Source organism: Stutzerimonas stutzeri, assembly GCF_000952685.1.
In the GTDB taxonomy this organism is placed as follows: domain Bacteria; phylum Pseudomonadota; class Gammaproteobacteria; order Pseudomonadales; family Pseudomonadaceae; genus Stutzerimonas; species Stutzerimonas stutzeri_E.
Map to the genome: position 1 here is coordinate 18,498 of NZ_JYHV01000025.1, position 13,391 is coordinate 31,888.

General features: G+C 57.7%; 13 protein-coding genes and 1 tRNA gene. 5 read left to right on the plus strand and 9 right to left on the minus strand.

Annotated elements, in window-relative coordinates:
- Window positions 1-322: 322 nt before the first annotated feature.
- Window positions 323-1,042: a hypothetical protein gene (locus UF78_RS22460; protein WP_052679328.1), complete on the plus strand. Its 720-nt coding sequence runs from the start codon at window positions 323-325 to the stop codon at window positions 1,040-1,042.
- On the opposite strand, the gene UF78_RS13890 is transcribed toward UF78_RS22460, so the two are convergent.
- The gene (locus tag UF78_RS13890; RefSeq protein WP_045162813.1) at window positions 1,037-1,384 is read right to left on the minus strand and encodes a hypothetical protein; all 348 of its coding nucleotides are present in this window, start codon (window positions 1,382-1,384) and stop codon (window positions 1,037-1,039) included. The two genes, UF78_RS22460 and UF78_RS13890, sit on opposite strands and share 6 nt — an antisense overlap.
- 1,235 nt (window positions 1,385-2,619) lie before the next feature.
- On the opposite strand from UF78_RS13890, the gene UF78_RS22665 reads away from it, so the two are divergent.
- Window positions 2,620-2,787, plus strand: a complete 168-nt coding sequence (locus tag UF78_RS22665; RefSeq protein WP_230623647.1) for a YegP family protein — start codon at window positions 2,620-2,622, stop codon at window positions 2,785-2,787.
- An 82-nt stretch (window positions 2,788-2,869) separates the two neighbouring features.
- On the opposite strand, the gene UF78_RS13895 is transcribed toward UF78_RS22665, so the two are convergent.
- From UF78_RS13895 to dapA, 4 genes are all read right to left on the minus strand, one after another.
- Window positions 2,870-2,959 (minus strand) — tRNA-Ser (locus UF78_RS13895).
- Window positions 2,960-3,081: 122 nt separating this feature from the next.
- Window positions 3,082-3,951, minus strand: a complete 870-nt coding sequence (locus UF78_RS13900; RefSeq protein WP_045162814.1) for a phosphoribosylaminoimidazolesuccinocarboxamide synthase — start codon at window positions 3,949-3,951, stop codon at window positions 3,082-3,084.
- Between the two features lie 134 nt (window positions 3,952-4,085).
- Window positions 4,086-5,186 (minus strand): outer membrane protein assembly factor BamC, encoded by a 1,101-nt coding sequence (bamC, locus tag UF78_RS13905; RefSeq protein WP_045162815.1) that lies wholly within the window; start codon window positions 5,184-5,186, stop codon window positions 4,086-4,088.
- 40 nt (window positions 5,187-5,226) lie between these two features.
- Window positions 5,227-6,105 carry a 4-hydroxy-tetrahydrodipicolinate synthase gene (dapA, locus tag UF78_RS13910; protein WP_045162816.1) on the minus strand — a complete coding sequence of 293 codons (879 nt, stop codon included), beginning with the start codon at window positions 6,103-6,105 and terminating at the stop codon, window positions 5,227-5,229.
- A gap of 219 nt (window positions 6,106-6,324) precedes the next feature.
- On the opposite strand from dapA, the gene UF78_RS13915 reads away from it, so the two are divergent.
- Both UF78_RS13915 and UF78_RS13920 read left to right on the plus strand, forming a co-directional pair.
- A complete protein-coding gene (locus UF78_RS13915) occupies window positions 6,325-6,885 on the plus strand; it encodes a glycine cleavage system protein R (RefSeq protein WP_025241081.1) in 561 nt (186 codons plus the stop codon).
- 15 nt (window positions 6,886-6,900) lie between these two features.
- Window positions 6,901-7,374 (plus strand): peroxiredoxin, encoded by a 474-nt coding sequence (locus UF78_RS13920; protein ID WP_045162817.1) that lies wholly within the window; start codon window positions 6,901-6,903, stop codon window positions 7,372-7,374.
- Window positions 7,375-7,405: 31 nt separating this feature from the next.
- Here UF78_RS13920 and UF78_RS13925 read toward each other — a convergent pair whose 3' ends face one another.
- Together UF78_RS13925 and UF78_RS13930 are read right to left on the minus strand one after the other, a co-directional pair.
- Window positions 7,406-8,485 (minus strand): AI-2E family transporter, encoded by a 1,080-nt coding sequence (locus UF78_RS13925; RefSeq protein ID WP_045162818.1) that lies wholly within the window; start codon window positions 8,483-8,485, stop codon window positions 7,406-7,408.
- 17 nt (window positions 8,486-8,502) lie between these two features.
- A complete protein-coding gene (locus tag UF78_RS13930; protein WP_045162819.1) occupies window positions 8,503-8,754 on the minus strand; it encodes a sulfurtransferase TusA family protein in 252 nt (83 codons plus the stop codon).
- A gap of 106 nt (window positions 8,755-8,860) precedes the next feature.
- Between UF78_RS13930 and UF78_RS13935 the strand changes: the two genes are divergently transcribed.
- Complete coding sequence (locus tag UF78_RS13935) at window positions 8,861-10,291, plus strand: M48 family metalloprotease (RefSeq protein ID WP_045162820.1); 1,431 nt, start codon at window positions 8,861-8,863, stop codon at window positions 10,289-10,291.
- A 50-nt stretch (window positions 10,292-10,341) separates the two neighbouring features.
- Here UF78_RS13935 and nadA read toward each other — a convergent pair whose 3' ends face one another.
- Entirely contained in the window at window positions 10,342-11,400 is a 1,059-nt protein-coding gene (gene nadA, locus UF78_RS13940; RefSeq protein ID WP_045162821.1) for a quinolinate synthase NadA, read from the minus strand.
- A gap of 240 nt (window positions 11,401-11,640) precedes the next feature.
- The gene (locus UF78_RS13945; protein ID WP_045162822.1) at window positions 11,641-13,140 is read right to left on the minus strand and encodes an acetyl-CoA hydrolase/transferase family protein; all 1,500 of its coding nucleotides are present in this window, start codon (window positions 13,138-13,140) and stop codon (window positions 11,641-11,643) included.
- Between the last annotated feature and the right edge of the window lie 251 nt (window positions 13,141-13,391).

A 13,391-nucleotide genomic window follows, 5' to 3' on the forward strand; every position in this document is an offset into this window, starting at 1 on the left:
CTGTTTTAGTGTGCAAACAGCAGCATAGAACGACGTTCTCTCTGATGGCCAGACTCCCCTACAGGTAGGCCCAGCTGCGGCGTTAAGCACACCTAGCAGCAGATATTTCCACCGCTTGACGGTGATATTTGCCCGGCTCTCTGGACAGGCTTAATGGCTCATAGCCCTCGACGATATTTGCAGGGTTGCATTTCAGGCAAGAGCAGTGCTGTCCTGACGGGGGTGGTCGTTTTTGCGTTCGCTAGAAAATCAACGCGGTGCGCTTCTCGCGGTGGACTGGTAGCATTTTGCCAAAGCAGTTGATCTTACTGAAGAGAAGAGCATGGACGACACGAATTCCGAAGGTCTCAATAGCGAGACGGAGAAGGCTCGGGGCCTGCTAATGACTTTCTCGACCCTAGTTCTATTAGGCTGGTACTTCGGGGCTGAGCTGTCCCAAGTCAGTATTTTGGGGAACTCCATCAAGCTTCAGCAAAACACGGATAACGTTTGGTTGATTCTATCGATTGGGAGTTTTTATTTTCTCCTCCGGTATGTGCAAAAGCTCAGTCCAACCAGCCTTAAGCCTGACGACAAAATGCGTGCCTGCTACGAATCCTCGTTGATAGCCATAGCGCGATATGTATACAAGCGACAATTGCGAGAAGCAGCTCAGGAATCGTTTGTCAGAGACAACATTGGTCCGAGCGCACATCTGACAAGCGTCCACCCAACGGGCGAGATGAAGCACGTCCCGAATGATGGATCGGTTGATGATTTCTTCTTGACAAATCTCCCAGAGTTGAAACGTGAGCACGAAAACCGAATTATTTTCTCAGTACCGTATCGTTTCAAAGATGACTTAGGAAGAGACTGCACCAGCAGCGGAACTACCGTCGAAATCAACCCTCATCGACCAGTGGTTATCGCCGTCGCGGTATATAGCTTCGCCAAGGGCATAGTTCTCACACCGTGGCTAAGTGAAAGAGTCCTGCCAATTTTCTACGGCTTAGCTGTGCTCGCAATCTGCCTCTATTCCTGGATAGCAGTGAAGTGGCTATAGCTCACGGTCGAAGCCCAACCGCTGCTTGGTGCACTCAGGATTATTGAGCGTGCACTGCCCAATAGGCGCAAATTTGAGCTTGTTGTTTAGCTGGGCGAAGCCAACCCGAAGGTGATTGTTCTCCTTGCCCAATGCCTCATGCGCCACCTTCAGCCGTGCAAGCTCATCTGCTGCGCTCTGGTACAAGTCTGCAAGCTGTCTGATGTCACGGCGGGCCTTCGATAGCTCCGTCTGCACAATGCAAAGCTCAGCCTCAACAAGCCTGCTGTGCTGTTTCCACATCTGAGCTTCCGAAGGCGAGCCGAGAAGCAACGCCAGCTCTTCTAAATCATCGTCCTGCATGACTGCCACCAATGCTGTTTATTCATACAGTATAAGCGAGGCACGCACGCCCTCAATGCAGGCTGTCGGGTGATTTGTTTACAGGCAAAGAAAAGGGGCAGATTGCTCCGCCCCTTTCAGTGTGTCGCTCGGTTAGAAATCTAGAGTCAGCTGCCCTGGATGACTACGCCAATGGGAGCAAACATCCTCCCAATGCCCAAACCGAAACCTCGTATATGCCCTAACATGAACGCTACGGAACCGGCTCCTGTACAGTCTACGTCTACGTCTGCGTGGGGAAATCATTTGCCGTCCCCCTTCTTGCGACGTACCCGCAAGCGCCAAGCCTTCAACCCGTATGCGTAAGCATCCAAGGTTTTGTTGCCACAACGCCGATAGCGGCGATAAATGTACTCTACTCCGTCTTCGTTAGACGTCTCGTTTCCTGTACTCATGTCATTTTCTCCGACATGTGCAGGAGGCAACGGAGTTCGCAGCCTTAAGACTCGCTGTTGACCTATATGTACCTTGAGGTATACAAAAGGCCTTGAGGAGTCATGTTTACCTTTGTAGACTGCGCTCCCGCTGAACCTCCTACGGTTTGGTTTTGTGCATGGGGTCGGCGACCAAACTTCGCCCTAGCACTCTTCGGTATTGCTTAAGCTCCAGCCTTTCCCAGAATGGTTGGGGCTTTCGCTTGCCCACAGCAAGTGTGGATACTGCTGTTTCTTCGTCACGTCATCAATGGCGATACCTCCTTTCTTCCAACGATCGTCTTCTACCTCCCCCTGTCGCTCTTCAATCCCTTGTCGGATCAAGATACATCGGATTCAGCGAATTCAAGTAATCGGTTCAAAAAAGCCAATGCGCTCAAACAGCTGGGAGGAAGCGGTTGCGCCTAGGATAGTCAGGAGCTGTGAAGTTCACAACCTCAAAGCACTACATGTAGTGTGATCTTCGCAGTGCCACCACAGGATATCTGTTTGGAATGAGATTCAAACCGACCGAGAGGAAAAACCTGTGGATAAGTTGTGAGCAGATTGTGAGCAGTTAGGGGCATGCCCGATGCTGCTTGGCTTACACAGCTACACGACGAATAGCCAGGAAGTGCACTTGCTTCACCATGGCCGGAGAAGCTTGACGACAGATATCAATTGCCCGCTTCGCCTCAAAGGCTACGGTTAGCATGCGGGGTGAAATCTCCGCATGCCAACAATCAAGGAGGTCTCATGTCGACAGCCACATACCCCTGCTACATGCAGTCTAAGGATGCTAGGGGCGAATGGTATTGGGTTTACTACGCGAAGAATGGAGAGGCGATCTCGAGAAGTAGTGAGAGCTATGTCAATAGAAGCGACTGCACTCACTCCATCCACCTGATGCAGAAATCAGGCAGCGATCCTATCTACTATCCATCCGGATGATAGCTGGAGTAGTAGAAACGAGTAGTAGAACCAGAAAAGAAAAAGCCCCGTAACTCATTGAATTACAGGGCTTTTTTAATGGTGGCGGAGAGATAGGGATTTGAACCCTAGGTACCCGCGAGGGTACAACGGATTTCGAATCCGTCCCGTTCGGCCACTCCGGCATCTCTCCAGCGGCGCGCATCATAGCAGTTCGCGAACGATTGTCGAACCCCGCCGGGATCTTTTTTCTCGTTATTCAGCATCTTGCGCCAGCTTCGCCTAGCTGGCCGAGCGTTCAACCAGGTGCCTGATTCAGGCAGTAAGGCGCGTCAGGGCTTCGCGATACTTGTCAGCGGTTTTTTGCGCGACGTCGGCCGGAACTGGCGGCGCAGGCGGCTCCTTGTTCCAGCCGGTAGACTCCAACCAATCACGAACGAACTGCTTGTCGAAGCTCGGTGGGTTGCTGCCTTCCTGATAGCTATCGGCGGGCCAGAAGCGGCTGGAATCAGGCGTCAACACTTCATCCATGAGCGTCAGACGGCCTTGTTCATCCAGACCGAATTCGAACTTGGTGTCAGCAATGATGATGCCGCGAGTCGCGGCGTATTCGACGGCTGCGGTGTAGAGCGCAATGGAGGTGTCACGTACCTGAGCTGCCAACTCCTTGCCGATGACGGCCTCGCACTGCTCGAAGGAGATGTTCTCGTCGTGGTCGCCCACGGCAGCTTTTGTCGATGGAGTAAAAATCGGCTGCGGTAACTTGGCAGCTTCCTTCAACCCGGCCGGCAGCTGGATGCCGCAAACGGTGCCGTTCTTCTGGTACTCCTTCCAGCCGGAGCCGACGATGTAACCCCGCACGATGGCTTCGACCGCAACAGGTTTCAGGCGCTTGGCAACCACTGCGCGCCCCTCCACCAGAGGCAATTCCTCTGCTGGGACCACATCCTCGACGCTGTCACCGGTGAAGTGGTTGGGGACGAGATGGGCGAGTTTGTCGAACCAGAAATTGGAAATCGCCGTAAGAATTTTGCCCTTTTCAGGGATCGGCTCGGCGAGAATCACGTCGAACGCCGAGAGCCGATCGGTGGCGACCATGAGCATGCGCTTGTCGTCGATTTCGTACAGATCACGAACCTTGCCGGAATAGATTTTCTTCAAGCTGAGAGCATTGGAAATGGCCATGGCGATTCTCGCGGTTACCAACCCTTCGGTACGCTGCGGAATCGGGCAACCGTAACGAAAGGTCTGTCATCAAACGAAACAGGCGAAACCGATGGGTTTCGCCTGGATTGGTTGGGGCGGGCTGATTCGTCGAATCAGTCCAGGTTGTCCTTGAGCATAGTCAGCACGCGACGCGAAACATCCGCGGGTGCGACGGTGTCGAGGTCCTTGTCGAGCGTTACCTGGATGTTGCCACCCACATCGGTCACGCGAACCTGGTAACGCTCGGCGCGAGCTTCAATCTCTTCGCGGTCTGGCGCCCCGCCGAACAAGCGGGAGAAGAATCCGGGCTTTTCGTCTGGATTCGCGGCGCCTTCCGATAGGTTGATGTAGTAAACGCCCAAGCTCCGATCCAGGTCTTCGACGAGGATGTCGCTGGCGGCTAGCGCTCGCCCGACGCTCGACCAGGCACGATTGAAGTCGGTATCGAGCTGCAGCACCGGGGTGCCGCTGCCTGCTTCACTGAGCGTCACGCGGCTAGGCGCATCGAATTCCCGCTCGGCAAGTAGCGAGGCAGAACCGCCTTGCGCGGCGCTACTGTTCAAGCCTGCCTGCAACTCATCGAGTAGCACCCGATCGAGCTCGGCATTGACCGGTGCGTCAGGCCATGCGACGTCGGCACTGCTGCCTGCAGGGCGTTGAACGCTGAGCAGGAAAATTTCGCTGGTATCACGCTGCACGCCCGGCTCGATGCGAACTCGAACACGCGTCTCACCTTCACCAAGGCCAAGGTTGCGCACCAGGGCTGGAGCCAACTGATCGCGCGTCTGCCAGGCGGTGGTGAACTCGCCGGTCTGAGGCCGCTCTTCAGCGATCTGGAAGCCGTTATCGGTGAAGAATTGCCTGGCCGCCGCCCAGACCTGAGAGGGTGCACGCATTGCGACAAGCCAGCGCGCATCTTCCGATGTCTGCAGGCTGAACTCGCTGGTCTCTTCGGCGATCAGCAGACGTTGAGGACGCGGAACTTCGTACTCGCCTGTTGCGCGGGTATCGGCTACCTGCTGGGGAATCGGCAGCAGCGGCTCGATCGGGCGCAGCGCAGCACCCGCCGGGGCCTGCATCGGTGGCATCTGACGCGCCTGCAGATAATCGCTGCCACGGTCGCGGAAATATCCGTCTTCGCCCCACAACCAGCCACAGCCGCTGGTTCCAGAGATGATCAGGGCTAGGGTCGAGAGGCCGGCCAGTCGCTTCATGCGTGTTCCTTCATTATTAAACCAGTACACCGGATACTGTTCAGGCCAGCACACCGGATTGACGCATCGCGTCGCGAAGCGGCTCCTGGCAACGCTGGCTGAGCCAGGTCAGGGGCAAGCGAATACCGTCCTGCATCAGGCCCATCTCGTGCAACGCCCACTTCACCGGGATCGGATTGGCCTCGAGGAACAAGCTCTGATGCAGCGGCATCAGCAACGCGTTGATGGCGCGCGCCTTTTCCACATCGCCGGCAATGGCGGCGGCGCAAAGCTCACTCATCGCACGAGGTGCGACGTTGGCGGTAACGGAAATATTGCCCTTGCCGCCCATCAACATCAGCTCGACTGCCGTGGCGTCGTCGCCAGAATAGACGAGGAAATCCGTGCTGACGCGATCGAGCACTTCCTGGCCGCGCTTGAGGTCACCGGTCGCTTCCTTGATGCCGACGATGTTCGCCACCTTGGACAGGCGCTCGACGGTTTCCGGCAGCATGTCGCAGGCGGTGCGACCAGGCACGTTGTAGAGAATTTGCGGAATCGCCACAGCTTCGGCGATATGTCGGAAGTGCAGATACATGCCTTCCTGGGTCGGCTTGTTGTAATACGGCGTGACCAGCAGACACGCATCGGCACCTGCCGCTTTGGCATTTTCAGTCAGTTCGACGGCTTCGCGAGTGGAGTTGGCACCGGTGCCGGCAATAACCGGAATACGGCCGTTGACCTGATCCACCACGCGGCGGATCACCTCGATGTGCTCAGGAACTTCGAGCGTTGCCGATTCGCCAGTGGTACCGACCGCAACGATTGCATTGGTGCCTTCCTGCAGATGGAAGTCCACCAGCTTGCTCAGGCTATCCCAATCAATAGCGCCTTGCGCGTCCATGGGAGTGACCAGCGCCACCATACTGCCCGCAATCATGCAACCCACTCCTGCCGGAAAAAGAGAGGCGTAATGGTACAAGGCTCCTGAGCGCTTTGCGAGTACGCTAGATGCATCCTGCCGTCGGAGCGATCAGACGCTAACCGGGCCCTTTAGCGATGCTTGCCTGCGCACGCATTCCCTCTGGCGATGCTTTTCGCTACCCTTACCCGTTTTCGGCTTGGCTGGCCGACCGATTCATTACCGCCAGGAACTTGCATGTCCACCCCCCCAGTACCCCGAGAACAGTTTCTCGTCATCAGCGCCATGGGCCGCAGCCCGATGGCGCTCACCAATGTGCTTTGCCGAGCCAGCAACGAGAATCGCTGTGCCGTGGTCAGTACGCGCTTGACCCGCCATGGTGAGTGCTGCGCGCTGGTTCTGGAAATCACCGGAACCTGGGACGCCCTCGCCCGCATGGAGACCGCGCTGCCTGCCCTGGCCAAGAAGCACGAATTCACCACCAATGTGGTACGCAGCGAAGCATTGGAAGTTCGCCCGCAAGCGCTACCCTATGTGGCCTATGTCAGCTCGGTATACCGCCCGGACATCCTCAATGAGCTGTGCCAGTTCTTTATCGACCACCGTGTCGAGCTCGAGAGCCTGACTTGCGACACCTATCAGGCGCCCCAGACCGGCGGCACGATGCTCAACGCGACACTGACCGTCACGCTGCCGGCGGGCACGCAGATCAGTTGGCTGCGTGATCAGTTTCTGGACTTTGCCGACGCACTGAATCTGGACGCCCTGATAGAGCCCTGGCGCCCGCAGAACCCTTGATAAGGAAACCCGCAAATGCCCGTTGAAGTCGACCAACCCGTTCCTCCCTTCCAGGCTCAGGCCACTGGTGGCATCCAGGTCAGCTCCGAAATGCTGAAGGGCAAGCAGGTCGTGCTCTACTTCTACCCGAAGGACAACACGCCAGGTTGCACCACCGAAGGCCAGGGGTTCCGCGATCTGCACGACGCCTTCGGCGAAGCCAACACGCAGGTCTTCGGCGTCTCACGGGACAGCCTGAGAACGCATGAGAACTTCAAGGCCAAGCAGGGATTTCCCTTCGAGCTCATCTCCGACACGGATGAACAGCTCTGCCAACTGTTCGACGTGATCAAGCTTAAGAAGCTCTACGGCAAGGAATACTTGGGCGTAGATCGCAGCACCTTTCTGATCGACCGCGACGGCGTGCTACGTCAGGCATGGCGAGGCGTGAAAGTACCCGGGCATGTCGAAGCCGTTTTGCAGGCCGCTCAGACGCTGCATCTAAAATAAGAGAAAGGCCGGCAAGCCGGCCTTTCTCGTTCTAGCTCACGCTTTCCACGACCGGGACCGTGGGCGGTCTACGCGGCCAGGCGTATAGCACCGCCTTGAACAAGGTCGCCAGGGGTATCGCAAAGAAGACCCCCCAGAAGCCCCAAAGCCCGCCGAACAGCAGAACCGAGCAAATGATGGCCACCGGGTGCAGATTGACAGCTTCGGAGAACAGCAGAGGCACCAGAACGTTGCCGTCCAGCGCCTGGATGATCGCGTAGGCCACCATCAGATAGATGAACTGGTCACCCAGCCCCCACTGAAACAATCCGATCAAGGCGATAGGGATGGTCACCACCGTCGCACCGATATAAGGCACCACCACGGACACACCCACCAGCAGCGCCAACAATGCAGCGTAGTTGAGCCCCAGCACTGCGAAGACTGCGTACGACACTGCACCGCATATCAGAATCTCGATCGCCTTGCCCCGAATGTAGTTGGCGATCTGCACGTTCATTTCCTGGGATACCTGCGTGATCAGCGCCCGCTCACGTGGCAGGTAGCCACTCAGCCAGTCACCGATCTGCTGGCGATCCTTGAGGAAAAAGAACACCAGAATCGGTACCAGGATCAGATAGATCATCAGGGTCAGCAGCAACGGCAGACTGGACAGCGACGACGTCAGCACTGTCTGACCGTAGCGGCCTACCTCACCCCGCATGAAATCGATGCCACGCAGCACCTGCTCTTCGGTCAGCAGCTGCGGATAACGCTCGGGCAGGAGCAGCAACAGGGACTGCCACTCCACTAGCATCCGGGGCAATTCGTTGAACAGGGTCAGCACCTGCTGCCAGACCAAGGGCACCAGGAACAGCATGCAGACCGTGAGCGCCCCGACGAACATCAGGAACACCAACCAGACAGCCACCAGATGCGGGATCCTGACGCGCTCCAGCGCACCGACCAGCCCTTGCATCAGAAACGCCAGCACCAGCCCTGCGAGGACTGGCGCGAGCATGTCGCCCAGCGTCAGCACCACAGCAAAGGCGACCACCAACAATACAGCCAGAACCACGGCCTCCTCGTCCGAGAAATAGCGATGGATCCAGCTGCGTAGTACGTTGAGCATATCTTTCCTTAGAAACTTCAGGCCTTGCGCAGCCAGTAACGATAGAGGCCATCGCCGGCTTCTTCACGCAACAGCGCGTGACCGGACAACTTGGCGAAACTGCGAAAATCCCGCTGCGAGCCCGGATCGGTTGCGGTGACCTTCAATATCTGGCCGCTGGCCAGTCGATTGAGTTCAAGCTTCGCCTTCAGCAGAGGCATCGGACATTGCAACCCGGCGGCGTCCAGCTCGGCATCGCAGACGGTGTCGGGCACACTCTGTTGGATCATGTTGGTCTCCTTGAAAGAAGCGCAGGATACCGACCTGCCCCCGCCCCTGGCCAGTTACCCTGGCACAAGGCTACAGTAACGTTCCTGCTTTCAAGAGCCAGTCTGGATGAAATTGCTGCGCCCTACTCTGCTGACGCTGGCATGCCTGATCGGGCAGCCAGCCGTGGCCAATGATCTACCCTCCCTCGGCGACTCCAGCTCGGGCATCGTCTCGCCGGAACAAGAACACCAACTCGGCCGTGCCTGGCTCAGCCTGTTGCGCGGGCAGGTCCCGCAGCTGTCGGATCCGCTGCTGAAGGACTACCTGGAACGCAGCGTCTACCGGCTGGCCGAGAGCAGTCAGCTGCAGGATCGCCGGTTGGAATTCGTGCTGCTCGACAGCCCGCAACTGAACGCCTTTGCCGCACCGGGCGGCATTATCGGCGTCAACGGCGGCTTGTTTCTGCATGCCCAGACTGAAGCAGAATACGCCTCGGTCCTGGCACACGAATTGGCGCACTTGTCCCAGCGCCATTTCGCCCGCGGCCTGGAAGAGCAAAAACGCATGCAGCTCCCATTGATGGCAGCAATGCTCGCTGGGGTGGTAGCGGCTGCCGCTGGCGCGGGTGACGCCGGCATCGCCGCGATCGTTTCCACCCAGGCCGCTGCGATCCAGGCGCAACGACGCTTTTCCCGGCAGAACGAACAGGAAGCCGACCGCATCGGTATCCTCAATCTCGAACGAGCCGGCTATGATCCGCGCGCCATGCCGCAGATGTTCGGCCGCTTGATGCGCCAGTATCGTTATGACCAGAAACCGCCGGAATTCCTGTTGACCCACCCGGTTACCGAGTCACGTATCGCTGATACCAAAAACCGCGCCGAGCAGTACCCCACGGGTGGCGTTGAGGACAGCCTGCGCTACCAACTGATGCGCGCGCGAGTGGATCTGAAGTTCGAGACCACGCCGGGCGTCAGCGCCAAGCGCTTCCGGGCCATGCTCAGCGAAGATGAAAACCTCGACGCGGCCCGCTACGGCCTGGCACTGGCCCAGATCAAGAGCGGTCAGCTCAAGGAAGCTGCCGACAATCTGCAGCCACTGCTGGCGAAGGAGCCAGACGACGCCACCTACAACCTGGCTCAGGTTGAATTGGACATCACCGCCAACCGCCTTGCCGCCGCGCGCGCGCGTACCCAAACGCTGCTCCGCCTGTATCCCGGCAGCTACCCCGTGCGCCAGACAAACATTGATCTGCTGATCAAGGAAAACAAGCTGCAGGAGGCCGAGCGGGAACTGGATGCCTTGGTTGAAGCTCGCCCCAAGGATCCGGACATCTGGTATCAGGTTTCGGAGATCCGTGGGCTCACCGGAAACATCATCGGCTTGCATCAGGGGCGTGCGGAATATTTCGCACTGGTCGGCGACTACGACCAGGCCATCGAACAGCTGGACTTCGCCAAACGTCGCTCGAGCAACTTCCAGACAGCCGCACGTATCGACGCTCGGCAGAAGCAGCTGATCGAAGAGAAGCGAATGGTCGAGGACATGCTGCGCTGAATCATGCGGCGCCGAAAGGCGCCGTTTGCAAAGCTACGGATGCCGTTACCTCAGGCGTTGCCAGCCTGCTTGATACGCGCGGCCTGGGTGAAATCCAGCATGCGCTTGAGCGGTTTGATCGCGCGTGGAATCAGCGCTGGATCGACAAAGATCTCGTTGCTGCCAGTGCGCAGACAAGCCAGGGTGCGTTCAAGCGTATTCATCGCCATCCACGGGCAATGGGCGCAGCTGCGACAAGCGGCGCCGCTGCCCGCCGTTGGCGCCTCGATGAATTCCTTGTCTGGGCAGAGCTGCTGCATCTTGTAGAAAATGCCGCGGTCGGTGGCGACGATGAAGGTTGGATTGGCCAGCGTCTGCGCCGCCTTGATCAACTGACTGGTGGAGCCGACGGCATCCGCCAGCGCAATGACCGATTCAGGCGACTCGGGATGAACCAGAACGGCAGCATCCGGATACAGCGCTTTCATATCCTCCAGCTGTTTCGCCTTGAACTCTTCGTGGACGATGCAGGCGCCATCCCACAACAGCATATCGGCGCCGGTCTCCCGCTGCACATAGCTCCCAAGATGCTTGTCGGGTGCCCAGATGATCTTTTCGCCGTTGTCCATCAGACTCTCGACGATTTCCAGCGCACAGCTTGAGGTCACCACCCAGTCAGCCCGCGCCTTCACCGCCGCGGAGGTGTTGGCATAGACGACCACGGTGCGCTCGGGATGCTGATCGCAGAACGCGGAGAACTCCTCGACCGGGCAGCCGAGATCCAACGAACAGGTGGCCTCCAGGGTGGGCATCAACACGCGCTTTTCAGGGTTGAGAATTTTTGCCGTCTCACCCATGAACTTGACGCCAGCAACCACAACCGTCTGCGCAGAATGCTCATTGCCGAACCTGGCCATTTCCAGCGAGTCGGAAACACAGCCACCGGTCTCCTCGGCTAGCGACTGGATTACCGGATCGGTGTAGTAATGCGCCACGAGTACCGCGTTCTGCCGTTTCAACTCGACGGCAATATCATTGCGCAATTGCGCTTCCTGTTCGGGCGTCAGCGGCTTTGGCTGCTTGGCCGCCAGATGAGCCTGCACAAGAATACGTTCGGGTATCTGCGTCATGTTCGCGGTCCTGCAAAGCTCGTTATTGCACGAAGCGCCGAGCATACCCGGTCAACCGGATGGCTCGGACGAGGCAAAAGGGAGAGGTAGCGCGATATGCAGACTTCACCTTCGTGCCCGCTCAAGGGGCAAGAATACTAGCCGAAGCCTTTGCAAAAGGGAAAGCGAGGGGGTGCCAGGCCATGCATTCTGGGTTGCCCAAATGAAAACCGCCGGCATCAGCCGGCGGTTTTGTTCATGTCACCGCTCGTATTTGAGCATGTGGCCACGTTCTTCCAGGTTGATGTGCCATTGCATGGCCTCACGCAGCATGTGGGGCGTCTGGCCACCCCGATCGCATGCGCCGTCGAAATACTGATTCAGCGCCTCGCGGTAGGACGGATGCACGCAGTTGTCGATAATCACGCGTGCACGCTCGCGCGGTGCCAGCCCACGCAGGTCGGCCAGCCCCTGCTCGGTGACCAGGATTTCCACGTCGTGTTCGGTGTGATCGACATGCGCAACCATGGGCACGACGCTGGAAATGTTGCCGCCCTTGGCAATCGACTTGGTCACGAAGATGGCCATGTTGGCGTTACGAGCGAAGTCGCCCGAACCACCGATGCCGTTCATCATCTTGGTACCGCCAACATGCGTCGAGTTGACGTTGCCGTAGATATCGAACTCCAGCGCGGTGTTGATTCCGACGATGCCGAGACGACGCACCAGCTCCGGATGGTTGGAGATCTCCTGCGGACGCAGCACCAACTTGTCCTTGTACCTCTCCAGATTACCGAACACGCGATCGTTGCAGCGCTCGGACAGCGTGATCGAGCAGCCCGAAGCAAACTTCATCTTGCCGGCATCGATCAACTCGAACGTGCAATCCTGCAGCACTTCGGAATACATCACCAGATCTTCGAACGGCGAATCGATCAGACCACACACCACAGCGTTGGCGATATTGCCAATACCGACCTGCATCGGACCGAGGTTGTAAGGCAAACGGCCAGCTGCCACCTCCTTCTTGAAGAACTCAACCAGGTGATTGGCGATGGCCTGGGTTTCTTCATCCGGCGGTGTGACGGTGGAATAGGAATCTGGATGTTCGGTAATAACGATAGCGGCGATCCTGGCCGGATCGATCGGAATAGCGGTCGTGCCGATGCGGTCGTCTACCTTTGTCAGCGGGATCGGACCGCGGTTTGGACGCTCGCCTGGGAAGTAGATGTCGTGCAGCCCTTCCAGGTTCGGATTGTGCGCGTAGTTCAGCTCGACAATAACCTTATCGGCGAAGACCGCCAGGTTAGCTGAGTTGCCCACAGAGGTAGTCGGAACGATATGACCCTGTTCGGTGATGCTCACCGCCTCGACAATGGTGACGTCCGGGCGCTTGATCTGGTTGTTGCGCATTTGCTCGACGGTGTGAGAAAGGTGCTGGTCGATGAACATGACCTCGCCCTGATTGATCGCCTTGCGCAGGGTCGCATCCGCCTGGAATGGCCCACGGCGAGCTAGCAGACCTGCCGCCGCCATCTTGCCGTCCAAGTCGTTGCCGAGACTGGCACCGGTAATCAAGCTGATCTTCAGCTTCTCATCCTTTGCCCGATCGATTAGTGCCAGAGGCACTGCCTTGGCCTCACCTGCGCGGGTAAAGCCGCTCATGCCGACGGTCATCCCGTCCTGGATAAGAGTAGCGGCCTCATGGGCGCTCATGACCTTGCTCTGCAGAGAGGACAAGCGAATGCGATCGGAATACATGTGAGCCTCAAACCAACGGACAATCGGGAGGTCGCAGTCTATTACGTTTGCTCTAAACCCATTCACAGACCAAGGTCGTAGTGAAAAACGATAAAAATCGAGGGATAAAACCGTTTCGCATCGCGGATGACGGGCATAAAAAAGCCGGATGACCAATCGGTATCCGGCTTTTGCCCACTTGGGGGATATGGTGGGTCGTGTAGGATTCGAACCTACGACCAATTGGTTAAAAGCCAACTGCTCTACCAACT